Below are 15,058 nucleotides of genomic sequence, written 5' to 3'. Positions count from 1 at the left end.
AATCTCCTAAACTGTATTTTTCTTCTCCAGATATAAATCCATCAACTTCAAAAATAAATTTAAACTATCAACTACATTTTTAATTATACTACCAAAGTTTACATTATTGCCATAACTTTTTACAAGCTCAATATCAAGCTCTTTCCAATTATAAATAAACTCCTTTTCTAAAGCAGGTTTAAAATAATCGTCTAAACAATCATTCAAACGTTTCTCCAAAGATTTAATTACTGAATAATACTCATTCAATAAAATAAAAGCCTTTTTATTAATATCTGCTATTATATTTAACAGTAATTTCTCTGAAGATTTATCCCCAATAGAAATTCTGTGCAAAAGCGAATTTATTCTATTACCATAAGTACCCTGTTCGCCAAGATTATTATCAAAATCAATAATATTGGAATAAATACCAACTAAAGAATGAATATCATTAGAAATATCTCTAGAAACTTCCATATCTTTCCACTGTCCCTTAATAATAAGGACATTAATAATATCACTTAGATCCTTTTTCACAAAATTAACCACATGGGTTTTTAAATAAACTAAAAGATCAGAGTAAACATATCCAGTAGTATTTACAATTGTAGATGTAATCTTAGCATGCATACGTTCACTATAATTCTCTAAACTTACAAGAGTCATTCCAGGAAATAATTTTTCGGCTAAAAGCTTAGATTTACTATTTTTTTGCAAAATTTCAATCTTTGCTCTTTCATTTGAAACATGTTTAGAGAGATCATTAAAAAATAATTTTGCCTTTACTTTTGACTTTTTGACACCAGATATAGGCAAATAATCAGGATCACCACTAACATACCTTATAAGATATAAAATTTCTTTATTTTTATTTATCTCAATTATAGAGGTTAGTATCTTAAGCCAAACATTTGGTTTAATAGGGAAATTGTCCCTATCTCCATATACTTCTAAAAGAATATCGTAGAGATTTCTCCAAATGGAAACATCTCTAATAGAATATATACATTCCAAAAAATCTTTAATATCATCAAGGATTACACCACAACTAACCGCATTAAATCTTGGCTTATATATAAAATCATTTTCTGGAAATAAACTATCAAAATTCTTAATAATTGAATAATACTGATATAAGACTAAGTCAAAAAAGATATCCAAAGCACCACAAGTTTCATCTATCAATCTAATTTGTTCTTGAGTTATATTGTTCAACAAATAATTTAAATTACTATCCAAATTCTTAGATATATCAGGTGTAAAATTGACTATATCATTAGATGAGAAAGAATAAATATATTCTAAAGCTTGCTTTTGACTATCATTTAAATACTTTTCAACAACAAAATGAATTATTTTATTTGAAGTTCGATATCTTTGTACAAAAAACTTGAAAGGCATAAACGCTTTATAAAGACTATAAATAAACTTAGCAAATTGAGGCAAAGCCTGAATTTTTGAAGCACTAAAAAAATTGCCTACCTTACTTAGATTATTTTTTACCTCTCTAAGTCTTCTTTGCTTCACTTGTTCAGGAGTAAGCTCTCTATTAAAGATAGAAACTAAAAAATCAACTAAACTCAAACCAGATACTCTCCTTTAAGACTAAAATCTGAGGTTCTCAAAGAGATCTAAAATTATAAAATAACTATAAAAATTATACATAATTTATTGTAAAATGGAAGAAAATAAAACAAATAATTTTTTATGTGTATAAAGAAACCAATTTTGATCATAGTGTTTACTTTAATTTTTAGTTGTTCAAAAAATGATACCATCACTATATTAACTGATAACAAAATCATGCCATTTTATATAAACCAATTCAATATACAAAATAAAACTAATTTTATCATTAAATATAGAAAACATATCAACATGCAAACGATTAATGAAGAAAATGCGCAAGTAATTATCTCAAAAAATATAGACAACATAAACATAACTAAAAACTTTAAAAATATTCAACAATACTATTACTCAGATTATCCAATATTGAATAATATATCTGAAAAATTCACATACAAAATTGTCCCTTTAAGCTTTGATATCCCAATTTTAATATATAAAAATGAACATAACATACAAAAATACATTGATACACAAGATATTAAAGAAATATACAAAAGCTTTCAAAAGAAAAAAAAACTTTTTATCTCTCCATACATTTCTGAAAATCTATTTTACACAATATCTGAAATCAATAACATAAATTTTTACTTTGGAAACAACAAGCCAGAATATAATGAAAAAAAAATGTCGGATATGATAAAACACTTTAAATCTTTCATAGACACAAATGAACTTGCGTTACACAAAAACTTCACAGAAAAATACAAATATTTAAATTTAGAGAAAATATTATTTCAAAAGAAAACAATTTTAATTGCAGGATTAACTAACTTAACATATTACAATAGCTTAAACAAAGATATAAAAGACAAAATTAATTTTTCATATCTAACAAATAAAGAAAAAAAATCATCAATATGCAACATAAGCTTTATGGGGGTTAAAGAAATATCAACACCTATAGAAAAATTTATTCAATGGATACTAAACCAAGAGATACAAAAATCACTAATTAAACTTAAAGAAAAAGTAAAATTCAATGAACATTTTGGATTTGTAAACGGATTTACACCCTATAAAGGTTTAAATTTAAAATTTAAACACATAATAAAAAAAATACCTTCATTTATTATAGATGAAAATTACATAAACAAAAATTCATATATTCTCAATAAAGAACAAATAGAAAAAGAAAATCGCATGATTAATGAATTATATTTATCCAATATAAACAACACAAATTCTAATTAAGATCATGCTTCTTTATAATTAACTAGTATTACACGCAACACAATAAAAAACAGGATAGAAAAAATCAGAATAAAAGATATGTATATATTAACGGATATTTGAATAAAGAGTGCTATTAAAATCAATAATAAATAATTTATAAAAAGCGAAATAATACCTGAAAAAATAGCTATTATTAAAGATATAAGAAATATCATAAGTTTTGAATCAAATTCAAAACTTATCTTAGAAGCTACAGCTATAAACATAACACCAAAAAAAACTAATAAAATAGGACTCATCATTAAAAAAAGACTTGAAGAAAATACACTTATCAGTATTAAGTTAAACGTTCTAACTCTATTAAAAGCACCTAAAAGAACTTGAATGGGCAAAAAAATGTTATCTTTACCAAAATTTGAAAATAAACGCAAATTATTAACATCATTATTAATATTAATGATTTTTGTATTACTTAAATCAAAGTCTGTAAGCGATACAATTATTCTAGTGGCAGTAACGTCACTATTTTCATTTTTCTTATCTAAAACGTTTTGATAAACCCAATCGCCTTTAAAAGTAGCAAATGGTACTTTAATATGCAATATAACATTACCTGAGCTATTAAATCTAATAAGCTCAAAATTTTTAATTATCTTTATATAAGAAGAAATAGTATTTACAACCTTTTGCATATAAATATAATCATATGTCCCATTACCAGAATTAGGTTGAAACAAAAATATATCATTGATGCCATAATGCTCGTAATGCTTTTCAATCTCATCAAAAAAGAAATACTTATCCTTAAGCTTTTCTAAAGACTTATTCATATAATTTAAGATTTCATTATCATTTGGAAATAAATTATGAAGCTTTAAAAAGCCATAATATGCAGGCTTAAACTTTTCTGTATTGAGATATAAAAAATTTTTTTGCTTCTCTTCAAAAATCGAAGACTTCTTTTCAATTTCGATATTTTTATATTCATTAATAGCTTTAAAAGTTAAATCTAAAAGTGCAGCAAATTCATCATCTCTAGTCGAAACCAATCCCATATAAGCAAAATAATTAGCTGTAGAATAATCACCTTTAAAAATAAATCCATTAACAATATCTTGAAAATCCCTCTTCGTCAAATTTTTAATCAAATGTACTTTGAGCGTCTTTCTAACTTTTTCCAAATCAACATCATAAATAGGCATTCTATCATATTCAGACCGAGTCAAGTAATAATTAATTGAAAGTTCATCATTATCAGAAATAAGTCTCATTTTTTCATACATTCTAAGCAACTCTTCAAGGTATTTTTTCTTCTGTTGCAAAACCTCTATCAGTTCATTTACATCTAATGTCTTATTTGAAGATAAATTTATATCTATACTTTTAACCTTATTAACTATCGCATTTGCCTGACCTGCAAGAAGATTATATCTTTCATAGTTATATTTATATTCACTTCTTTGAGTAAGAATATAAGACATAACAGAGTTAAAAACAAACATAAAAACAATGCCTATTATAAAAAACAGAAACATGAATGGAGAGAGTTTTTTAAATAAATATCCTCTATAGTCTCTTAGATAAAGTCGTGTCTCATGTTTAGCTAAAAAGATAAAATAAACTAAAACAAAGAAAATAAAAAATCCATTAAAATAATGATAAACAGTTAAAATAGTATCAAAAAATGTGGCTATGAATACATGTTTGTCTAAATAATCTGCCCCAAAGAAATACGTGTAACAAAAAACAAAGCAAATAAATAAAAGTAAAAGAATAAAAAATTTACTTACAAATGTATATAATTCTCTTTTCATACAAAACAAATTAGTTTAACGTAAACTATTATCAAATCCTTCACTCACCCTAATATACTTAAAAATAAAGCTAATCAAATAAGTAGAAAAGAAAGTAAGTACACAAAAAACAAAAGGAACATAATTAGAAACTACATTTTCGCCCATAATCAAATCCAAACTCTCAGGAAATTCAATCGCATAAATATTATAAACCTTAAAAAACAATATAATAAAAATGGGATAAAGAAAAAAAGATAAACCACTTGAAAATATAAGATTAAAAACATAAGAAAATGAAAATAAAAGTAAAGCAAATCCAAATATATTAAAAATCAAACTAAAAGATTCTAAAGAAAACAAAAAATTATTCAAAGTATCCAAGTCATTAAAAACATAATTAATTAAATTATTATACAATTTCTGAGTAAAAAATGAATTTATATTAAAATTCATGATATCAGATTCAGAAAAATCTGAATCATATGAAAAAGTTTTAAAATCTCCCTCATTAAACCCATTATCTTCAACTTTTAAAATACCTTTAAAACCAAATGATTTAACATCATCACTATAAAAGACTATTTTATCATCAAAAAAATGCACTACCCCATCTTTAATAATTTTTTCACCTCTGCTATGAAAGTCCAAAAAAACAGAATTAAAATTAGCAGATGCTAAGAATCCAAAATAAGATAAAAGCAATATAAAAATAAAAACGATACCATAAAAAACTCCAGAAACGCGCAACGTCTTTACATTGAAAGGATAAGCAATTCTCATAAAAGTAGTAACTAAAGATAAAGGAAAAGCATAAAGATAAGCATCATAATAAAGTTCAAAACTTACAATAGAAAGATTCGCTTGTAAAAACTTATATTTCAGGTAAGATGTACAAACAAACATTAAGGAAAAGATAAAAAACATAACAATAAATCTGAAAGATATTAAAAAAATAAACCTCAAAATACTCAACATAATAAGTTCCTACAAGTTATAAACAATAAACAATCTAGGATTTTCCCATAGACAGAACTTCTTTTATCTTTTGTTTAGCTTCTTCAAAGCTAATTTGCAAGGCTAAACTAATCTCATGTTGCAAAATCAACTCAAAATCATTCAAAATTCTTTTCTCATAGAAAGGCAATTCTTTTTGCATAGATTTTGTATACAAAAATTTATACAATTTAGCAGTACTTAATATATCACTTTGTTTATAAAAATCATGACTACCATCTTTTATCTTTTTTTGATCTATTTGCTCTTCAAAGTCTTTAATGATATTGAAAACTTCTTCTACTTTTTCTTTACTTACCAAGGCTCTAATTCCAAGATCATCTGCTCTAGAGACTGGAACCATGAAAGTCATTTCATTAAATGGAAAATATATTTCATAATAATCAATAAACTCGCCATTAAATTCCTTATTTTGAATGTTTTTTATTTTTCCCACTCCCTGCATTGGATAAACTACAGCTTGATCTAATACAAATGCCATTTTTTTACCTCATATAAATTTTCACCAATATCTAATAATTAAAAAAATCACAAAAATACACTCAAATTAGTTCTAATGCCAAATTTATTTACATAAAACAAATACTCAAGATAACTATCACTACAAAAACTTATTATCATACTAGGAGTGAGTTTATTAATATTGGCAAAGAACATTTCTTTGTTTCTCTTAACAGCTTTCAAATCATAATAACCAATAAAGTTAATTTCTTTATGTGACTCTTTTAATCTTAAAAAATTTCTCTTAGAAATTATTTTATCTTTATCAATAATATAACACGTTTTATATGTATTTTCTAGTACACTCATCAAAACAAGCAAAATCGAATTCGAATCATAACAGCCAATATCGATCCTTTTAAAAAACTTACAAAGAGCTCTTAATAATTTAGAATTTGAAAAAACAAGTGAAGAATTCCTAACAAGATTTCTAAACCTTTTAAAAAACAAAAATTTTAGCAAAGACTTACAATCAATAAAAATAACCATCGAATGATATGGATAAGACACAAGATATTCAAATCGACCAATCAATTTATCACTGCTCTTAAACACATCTATTGGGATTCCAAAGAAATATATTCTATCTGGTTTTGAATATATATCTTTTAAATTAGCCATTATTATCCTCTAATAATAATTTAAAATGAGCAAGTGAATAGACAATAGCCGTATCCGCTCTTAAAATTGGGGTATTAAATCTTACAAATTTAAAATTTAATTTTTTAAAGAAATCAATTTCTGATTTTGAAAAACAACCCTCAGGACCTATTAAAATTCCAATCTTACCAAAATCACTAATATCCTCACCACAACCTAGTAAAACACCTTCTTTATGAGCAACATAATAATTCACAGATGAGGAATAAGGAATGCTAAAAAAATTTCTGTAAAAATTAATACTAGGCACTTGGGTATTACCACTTTGCTTTAAAGCCTCATTAATCAATTTTAAAAATCTTGACCTTTTAAATTCCAAATCATCCATATCTATTCTAGCAACAGAATTATCAGCATTAACAATATTTATATGATCTACACCAATTTCAACAACTTGTCTTAAACTTAAATCTAATTTTCTACCCTTAAGACTAGATATAAATATACTTATTTCAAAATCACGCTTCTTAAGCATTTCTATCTTTAAAGTAGAGAGTTTAATAAGATTATTATCTATCCTAGAAATTTCAGCAAACCTTACTTCTCTTCCCCTTAAGAGAACATTTAACATGTCACCTACCTTAACTCTTCTTACATCAACAAGATAGTGATAAATCTTAACATCATCAATAATGATATCATTATCAAATAAACAAGTATCGTCTAAGACTATTTGTTTCACAGATTAATTTTTAGTCCCCTTTACAAGATATTCATAAGCAGCTCTTAAAGGCTTGTCATAATGTAAATTATAAATTGGCATTTCATTATGTGTGTCTTGATAAAATTGTGAAAATATATAAAGTCCCAAAATATCCTTATCTATATTATGGATTGAATGTTCTTTAAGAATCTTATTTACAAAAGCATCTATTTCTTTCTCAGTAATAAATTTTTTGTTTTTTCTGCTATTTAAAAAACCTTCTACTAATTTCTTATCAAGAATTTGTCTGTATGCTGAGACCTCAGTCTCAGAAAACTCTCTCTCCCCAACTTCCAAGTCAGGCTTAATACCAACATTATGAATACTGTGACCAGAAGGGGTATAGTATTTGGAATTTGTAATCTTAAATCCTCCAGTATAGAAAGGTAATATACGTTGAATTACTCCTTTACCATAAGATTTTTCACCTATAACATAAACTCTTTTATTATCTTTCAAAGCTCCAACTAAAACCTCCGACGCTGATGCTGAATGTTTATCAATCAAAACAACAATTGGCATGTCCAAAGGCACTATATGTGAAGAACTAGCCTTGTATTCCACAGGAACATTAGAATCTCTTGCCCTTGTTGATACAATAAGTCCTTCAGCCAAAATATCATCAGCTATCTCTATTGCATCTTGAAGATAACCCCCGGTATTAAATCTTAGATCTAAAATCAAAGATTTGACATTCTGAGCTTGCAGTTTTTCAAAAGCTTTTTTAAAATATGTATTAGTATTTGGATTAAAACTTAATATCTTAATATACCCAACACTTTTATTAATAACATCATGTTTAACAGTTTGTATATCTACTTTTTCTCTAACAAGTTCAAATTCAAGTTTTAAATCTTTATCTCTTAAAACAGAAATTTTAACTTTAGTACCCGCTTTTCCTTTTAAAAGACTACCTACTTGTTCTATTGTCATTAAAGTAGTACTCTTACCATCAATATCCGTAATGTAGTCACCAGACTTAACTCCGGCCTTATAAGCAGGCCCCTCTTCAAAAGCAGTAATAATCATTACATAAGAAGCGTCAAGAACAGAAGTATCAGATTTTATAGGAACATTTTTCTTAACAATAGAAACTCCAATCCCAACATAATTTCCTTCAGTAGTCTTTGAAATTTCTACTAAATCTTCTTTTGTCAAATATTGTGAATAAGGGTCATTTAATGCTTTAAACATACCTTTCAAAGCACCTTCAAAAATAACATCATCATCAACAGGCTCAACATAATTCCTCTTAATAAAATTAAAAGCATCCATCATCATTTGACCATAAGTGGACGCAGACATCTTACCCTTAGAAGGATCCGTTTGTGCAAAGATAGATTCTACAATAACTGAAGAACTGATACTCAAGGCTAATACAAAGTATACAAATATTAAACATTTATTTCTCATTGAATAATTCCTACATAAATAAAACTTGATTTTATCTTCATAATATAATATTTTAAGATTATGTTAAAGACAAATAACTCAAAAACAAAAAGAATAATTACAGGTCTCGTTCTTGTTTTACAAACAGTCGCAAGTATATTAATATTGTTAGCACTATATGGATTTGCTGAGAAAACAATATTTATAAATAACTCCTCTATCAAGTTTATGATAGCATTCATCATATTTTCACCAGAATTATGTATATCAATATTAACAACAAACTACATACTGTATGAACAATTCAAAATCCTTCACAACTTAATCATCATAACAAAAACCTTTCAAATAATAATGGTTTTTTTACTTATTATATTGGGATTAAGCCTTGACTTATTATATGTATATCAACCATGGCTATTTATACTTCTAGGAATAATAATAACTTATACTATATTTAACGCAGTGATTTTAATTTTAGTAAAAATAAAGGATAAAATAACGGGGTAAATATTTGATTATCATTCCTGTAGCTAGTGGAAAAGGAGGTGTTGGTAAATCTCTTTTTTCAACAAATATTGCAATTTGTCTTGCAAATGAAGGGAAAAAAGTATTACTTGTCGATCTTGACCTTGGCGGTTCAAATTTACACTCTATGCTAAATATCATACCTAAAAAGAGTATTGGAACTTTTCTTAAAACAAAAATTCCCTTTAAAGACATAATAATTGAATCAGGAATAAAAAATTTAAGCTTTATTGCAGGAGATTCAGATATTCCTGAACTTGCAAATATAGCCATCTTTCAAAAGAAAAAAATAATAAATAACTTAAAGAACTTAAACTATGATTACCTAATAATTGACCTTGGTGCTGGCACAACATTTAATACAATAGATTTCTTTCTAATTTCAAATCGCGGAGTAATAATAACGATCCCAACAGTAACAGCAACAATGAATGCTTATTTATTCTTAAAAAATGTAGTCTTTAGGCTTATATCAAAAATATTTACAAAAGAAACAAAAGCATACAAACTAATATCTAACATAAAAAAAGACTCTAGCGATTTACAAAAAATATATATACCTAATCTGTTACTTAAAATAGAAAATTATGATTCTGAAAGTTATGAAAAATTCATGAAAAAATTTTCACAGTTTAGCCCTTTCATAATATTTAACATGTTAAACAAACCTGACGACATCAAAAAAATTGAAAGGATACTAAAATCTGCAAAAAACTATTTAAATATAAATTTACAAAGTATAGGTTCAATTTATAAAGACGAGCTTATTGACAAAGCACTAAACCATAAAATACCAATAACTATTTATAAACCAACAAGCTTAACTTCCAAAAGTATTAAAAAAATAGCAAAAAAATTAATTGAACTTGAAACCATAATAAATGATGTAGAACTTTTAAGCGAAGATGATTTAAACGAAAGCCATCATTTTGTAATTCAAGAAACGCAAGATGAATATCTAGAAAAATATGCATATCTTGAATCGTTACTAATGAACAAAACAATAGATAATAATGCAATTATTGATATAATAAAATCTCAACAAAAAGAAATTGAAACATTAAGAAAACAAAATATAATGTTTAAAAAAAAATTATTTGCACAATTAAAAAAAGACTAAGGAGAAAAAAATGCCGAATTACATAAATTATCCTAGTTGGTTACATCCTGAAATAATTAAAGGCATCCCCATTACATGGTATAGCCTATCTTATATTATCATAATAATAATTTCTTATAAATTCATTTGGTATCAAATACAAACTGATAAACTTAACATAGAAAAAAGTAATTATGAAAAACTAATGTTTTCGCTTACTATGGGAGCAATAATTGGCGCAAGACTAACATCTACTTTGATTTATGATAGGAGTGGAATTTATTATACACACCCATGGCTCATCTTCCTGCCATTTGACCAAAACTGGAATTTTACAGGTTTTAGAGGAATGGCAATACACGGGGGATTTTTCGGAGTAATTATTGCATCAATAATAATGATAAATACCGAACTTAAAAACACAAATATAAAGAAATACTTCAGAAAGATAACTGATTACGGAGCAATAGCTTTTTCTTCAGGATATATACTTGGAAGATTTGCTAATTTTGCAAATTCAGAGCTTTATGGAAGACCAATGAAAGGCGGTATAATATTTCCCAATGCAGAACCTTTTAGAGTAAGTCAGAAAGGAGTAAGAGAATTTGCAGAATCAATTGGACTGGAAATACTACCTCACGATTTGTTTATTAACCTACCAAGAATTCCATCACAACTCATTGAAGGATTATTTGAAGGAACTGTAACCTTTTTATTACTATGGTTTATTTTTAAGAAAATAAAAAAATATGACGGTTTTATCTTTGGAGTATACATAATTCTTTATGGACTATTTAGATTCTCTATCGAGTACTTAAGAGAGCCAGACAAGGAAATAGGATTTGTTATAACTTACAAAAAACCTGAAAGCATATTAGATTTTTCATTTTTAAACATATCAATAGGACAAATATTTTCATTAATTTTAATATTATCTGGAATAATTTGGCTTTCATGGGCCAAAACAAGATCGGAAAAACTAAAGAAATAAATCACAAAATATAGATTTATACCAAAATTAATATAAATTTATTTAAATAAGATGAAAAACCAAAATGCAATTGTAATATCTGAAGAAACAATTAATGACAATGATATTACAAAGATCAAATCTATTTTTAAAATATCACAAATAGTAAAATCTAGAAAAAATATCTCTAATGAATATATCAAGCAAAGTAATATTAAATTTGCTATTATTTATAACCACAAAAAACCAATAGATTTTTCAATCAATACGGCAAATGACTTAAAAAGCATTAATAACATTCATTCTATTATCATAGATAACAAATCTATAAATAAAGTAGTATATAGGCCAAATTATATAGAAATATTAAAAAATATTAGTGAATTAAACGATAAACACAAACTCATACAACAAAAAAAACTTTATTATGACAATAATAATGCCAATCTTAATTTTTTCCTAAATCTATCTGAACTTATTCAAGAAATAGTGATCATTACAAATACTGACAATGATATCATTTACATTAACAAAAAAGGAAGCAAAGAACTTGAACTCCCAATAAAGATTGGGGGCAAAACAAATAAAATAAGTGACATCAATATCATTGATTTAGAAAAAGATACAAAAATAGATTTAAGTTACAATATAAATGATATCCCCGAATTCAAAAACATACTAATAACCAACTGCCTTTTAAAGATTAAAAATAACAAAAAATTAATAGTAGACTTATTTATCAGTACAATTGCTCAAAATAATATTGATAAACTAATTACAATAAAAGACATATCAGAGTTAAAATCTAAGCATAATATTCAAGATCTCACAATTATCGATCAACAAACAGATCTCTATAACATTAAAGGACTTGAAAAGCTATTGATAAATCAAATTGAATCTTCTTATAAGAAGATATATTTATTTGATCTGGATTTACACATAAATACAGAATATGAATATAAAGACAAGAGAGACAACTCCAACTTAAAGATACTTAAGAAAATTACTTCGAGAATAATGTCATTTTATTCAGAATACATATTTAGATTAAAAGACAATAATTTAATAGTCATTATATCCACAAGAGGAGGAGAACAAAGACTAATTTCAATTGCAGAAGAAATCAAAAAAACCATTTCAAGAGAACTTAAAAAAGAAGGCCTTATAATATTTAAATTCAACATAGGGATAATAGAAGTAAACCTAAAAGAAGATATAGAGACAAAGATTTCAAAATTAAAAATAGCAACAAAAATATCCGATGAATATAAAGATTCTACGCCTATTTTATACAAAGATGAATTACCAGAAACAATACTTATCAAAAAACAAAACAAAATATTTGAATATATAATAAAAGCAATAAAGAATGACTTTTTTAGTCTCTACTATCAAAAAATTACGCCTCTTAAAAAAGATTTAAAACCCAAAATTGAAATATTAACAAGACTTTTTGACTATACAGGAACTCCTATCCCAAACGGCAATGTATTTAGCCTAATAGATAAGTACAATTTAACTGTTGAAGTGGATAAACTGGTAGTTACTAAAGCATTGAGAGAATATACAAATTTCGTAGCAAAAAATGGTGTTCATATCTTTTCAATAAATATTTCACCATACTCACTTAAGTCCAAAAATTTCAGAATGTTCCTAAAAGAAACACTTCTTAAAAGCCATGTCCCACTTCAAAACATATGCTTAGAAATAACAGAAACTGGAATTTTAGAAAATTTTGAATTAATCAACACATATTTCAACGAACTTAAAACCTTTGGAATTAAACTTGCACTGGACGATTTTGGCAGCGGATATACATCACTTTCATACATTAAAATTTTGCCAATAGATATCATCAAAATAGATGGTTCTTTCATTCAAGTAATAAATTCTAGTCAAACAGATCTTGTAATAATAAAATCAATAAAAGATATTGCTGACACAAAAAAAATAAAAATTATAGCTGAATTTGTATCGAATGAAGAAATACTTAAAAAGATAAACGAGATAGGAATAGATTACGGACAAGGATTTTTGTGGCATAAACCAGAGCCAATCTAAAAATATACAAAAATTTTTCTTAAATACTATAAACTCATTTTATCTTAAAAATAATTAAAAAACTCAGATTTGCAAAGCAACTAAACCCTATTTTCTATATATTATTAAACTGCATTAAAAAAAGAATAGAATGTTATAATAAATAATTAGGAGGAGAAATTTCAATGACAAAACAAAATCCTTGGACTTCTTTAAACGAAGAAGATAGAAATAACATTTTAGAATTTACTCAAAAATACAAAAAATTTTTAAGCACAGTTAAAACTGAAAGAGAAGCCACCAACTACGCTATACAAAGAGCAAAGGAAAAAGGTTTCATTAATGCCTGTGAAAAACAAGAACTCAAAGCCGGGGATAAAATCTTTTACACATGTCGCAATAAAAATATTGCTCTTGTATTTATCGGAAAAGAACCTATTGAAAACGGAATTAATTTCATTGTATCACACACAGATTCACCAAGACTTGATGCTAAACCATCACCAATTACTGAAGAGAACGAATTGACAATGATGAAGACAAATTATTATGGTGGTATCAAAAAATATCAATGGTTATCCCTTCCTCTATCAATACGGGGAATAATATTTTTGCAAAACGGAGAAAAAGTAGAGATTAACATCGGGGATGATAAGAATGATCCCGTATTTGTAATTCCCGACATCCTGCCACATCTTGACAGAAAGGTACAAAGAGACAAAAAAGCTGATGACATCATTGAAGGTGAAAATTTAAAAATCATAATTGGAAGCTTACCTATTGAGACTAAAGAAAAAGAAAAAGTAAAATCTGCCACTCTAAAATTAATAAAAGAAAAATACAAAATAGAAGAAGATGATTTCGTTTCAGCAGAAATAGAAATAGTGCCAGCAGGAGAAGCAAAAGACGTAGGATTTGATAGGGCACTAATTGGTGCTTATGGTCAAGACGACAGGGTGTGCGTTTACACTTCACTAGAAGCTATCCTAAATTTAGAAGAAACACCAAGCAAAACTGCTATATGTTTTCTAGTTGACAAGGAAGAGATTGGATCTACTGGATCAACCGGGCTAAACTCAAGATATCTTGAATACTTTGTATCAGACATAATATTTAAACTTGAACAGAACAAATATAATAATCTCCTTGTTCAAAAAGTATTATGGAACTCAAAAAGTATATCTGCTGATGTTAGCGGTGCAATAAATCCCTTATTCAAATCGGTTCATGACGAACAAAACGCACCCAAATTAGGATATGGAATATCTATCACGAAATATACAGGTCACGGGGGTAAAATCATGGCTAGTGATGCTGATGCTGAACTTGTCTTTTATATTAGAAATTTGCTAAATAAAAATAAAATAGCTTGGCAAGTAGCCACACTTGGAAAAGTAGATGAAGGTGGTGGAGGAACTGTTGCAAAATTCTTAGCACATTATGGCATAAGAACAATAGACATAGGACCTGGTGTCATTAGTATGCACTCACCATTTGAAATAACCTCTAAATTTGACGTATATACTTCTTATATGGCTTATAAAGCATTTTTTAAGGGGTGATAA

General features: G+C 26.4%; 12 protein-coding genes. 5 read left to right on the top strand and 7 right to left on the bottom strand.

What is annotated here, in order from left to right:
- Nucleotides 1–6: 6 nt before the first annotated feature.
- Nucleotides 7–1,566, bottom strand: coding sequence for a hypothetical protein (locus tag QMG63_RS02705; RefSeq protein WP_281861486.1), 1,560 nt, complete (start codon nt 1,564–1,566; stop codon nt 7–9).
- A 123-nt stretch (nt 1,567–1,689) separates the two neighbouring features.
- Here QMG63_RS02705 and QMG63_RS02700 point away from each other — a divergent pair, with 123 nt between their 5' ends.
- Complete coding sequence (locus QMG63_RS02700) at nt 1,690–2,805, top strand: hypothetical protein (protein WP_281861484.1); 1,116 nt, start codon at nt 1,690–1,692, stop codon at nt 2,803–2,805.
- 2 nt (nt 2,806–2,807) lie between these two features.
- Here the strand turns inward: QMG63_RS02700 and QMG63_RS02695 are convergent, their stop codons facing one another.
- From QMG63_RS02695 to QMG63_RS02670, 6 genes are read right to left on the bottom strand one after another with little or no spacing between them, the layout of a single operon-like run.
- A complete protein-coding gene (locus tag QMG63_RS02695) occupies nt 2,808–4,601 on the bottom strand; it encodes a hypothetical protein (protein ID WP_281861482.1) in 1,794 nt (597 codons plus the stop codon).
- Nucleotides 4,602–4,616: 15 nt separating this feature from the next.
- A complete protein-coding gene (locus QMG63_RS02690; protein ID WP_281861479.1) occupies nt 4,617–5,558 on the bottom strand; it encodes a hypothetical protein in 942 nt (313 codons plus the stop codon).
- Between the two features lie 34 nt (nt 5,559–5,592).
- Nucleotides 5,593–6,078, bottom strand: coding sequence for a CarD family transcriptional regulator (locus QMG63_RS02685; protein WP_011772308.1), 486 nt, complete (start codon nt 6,076–6,078; stop codon nt 5,593–5,595).
- Nucleotides 6,079–6,125: 47 nt separating this feature from the next.
- Nucleotides 6,126–6,719, bottom strand: coding sequence for a hypothetical protein (locus QMG63_RS02680; protein WP_281861478.1), 594 nt, complete (start codon nt 6,717–6,719; stop codon nt 6,126–6,128).
- Nucleotides 6,712–7,440, bottom strand: coding sequence for a 16S rRNA (uracil(1498)-N(3))-methyltransferase (locus tag QMG63_RS02675; RefSeq protein WP_281861476.1), 729 nt, complete (start codon nt 7,438–7,440; stop codon nt 6,712–6,714). Before QMG63_RS02675 ends, QMG63_RS02680 begins: the two co-directional genes overlap by 8 nt.
- 3 nt (nt 7,441–7,443) lie before the next feature.
- On the bottom strand, nt 7,444–8,874 hold the full coding sequence (locus QMG63_RS02670; RefSeq protein WP_281861475.1) for a S41 family peptidase: 1,431 nt from the start codon (nt 8,872–8,874) through the stop codon (nt 7,444–7,446).
- A gap of 493 nt (nt 8,875–9,367) precedes the next feature.
- Between QMG63_RS02670 and QMG63_RS02665 the strand changes: the two genes are divergently transcribed.
- The 4 genes from QMG63_RS02665 (at nt 9,368) to QMG63_RS02650 (ending at nt 15,055) form a co-directional block, all read left to right on the top strand.
- Nucleotides 9,368–10,501 (top strand): P-loop NTPase, encoded by a 1,134-nt coding sequence (locus QMG63_RS02665; protein ID WP_281861474.1) that lies wholly within the window; start codon nt 9,368–9,370, stop codon nt 10,499–10,501.
- Nucleotides 10,502–10,511: 10 nt separating this feature from the next.
- Entirely contained in the window at nt 10,512–11,471 is a 960-nt protein-coding gene (gene lgt / locus QMG63_RS02660) for a prolipoprotein diacylglyceryl transferase (RefSeq protein ID WP_281861472.1), read from the top strand.
- A gap of 51 nt (nt 11,472–11,522) precedes the next feature.
- The gene (locus QMG63_RS02655) at nt 11,523–13,514 is read left to right on the top strand and encodes an EAL domain-containing protein (RefSeq protein ID WP_281861470.1); all 1,992 of its coding nucleotides are present in this window, start codon (nt 11,523–11,525) and stop codon (nt 13,512–13,514) included.
- A 164-nt stretch (nt 13,515–13,678) separates the two neighbouring features.
- A complete protein-coding gene (locus QMG63_RS02650; RefSeq protein ID WP_281861469.1) occupies nt 13,679–15,055 on the top strand; it encodes an aminopeptidase in 1,377 nt (458 codons plus the stop codon).
- Nucleotides 15,056–15,058: the final 3 nt, after the last annotated feature.

Source organism: Candidatus Borrelia fainii (genome assembly GCF_027925085.1).
Classification (GTDB): Bacteria; Spirochaetota; Spirochaetia; order Borreliales; family Borreliaceae; genus Borrelia; species Borrelia turicatae.
This window is presented reverse-complemented; position numbering and strand designations above follow the sequence as displayed.

Bases quoted from the DNA above. Each gene is read 5' to 3' on its own strand.
- QMG63_RS02670 (WP_281861475.1), bottom strand. From the start codon at position 8,874: ATGAGAAATAAATGTTTAATATTTGTATACTTTGTATTAGCCTTGAGT.
- QMG63_RS02680 (WP_281861478.1), bottom strand. From the start codon at position 6,719: ATGGCTAATTTAAAAGATATATATTCAAAACCAGATAGAATATATTTC.
- QMG63_RS02690 (WP_281861479.1), bottom strand. From the start codon at position 5,558: ATGTTGAGTATTTTGAGGTTTATTTTTTTAATATCTTTCAGATTTATT.
- QMG63_RS02655 (WP_281861470.1), top strand. From the start codon at position 11,523: ATGAAAAACCAAAATGCAATTGTAATATCTGAAGAAACAATTAATGAC.
- QMG63_RS02685 (WP_011772308.1), bottom strand. From the start codon at position 6,078: ATGGCATTTGTATTAGATCAAGCTGTAGTTTATCCAATGCAGGGAGTG.
- QMG63_RS02695 (WP_281861482.1), bottom strand. From the start codon at position 4,601: ATGAAAAGAGAATTATATACATTTGTAAGTAAATTTTTTATTCTTTTA.
- QMG63_RS02700 (WP_281861484.1), top strand. From the start codon at position 1,690: ATGTGTATAAAGAAACCAATTTTGATCATAGTGTTTACTTTAATTTTT.
- QMG63_RS02650 (WP_281861469.1), top strand. From the start codon at position 13,679: ATGACAAAACAAAATCCTTGGACTTCTTTAAACGAAGAAGATAGAAAT.
- lgt (WP_281861472.1), top strand. From the start codon at position 10,512: ATGCCGAATTACATAAATTATCCTAGTTGGTTACATCCTGAAATAATT.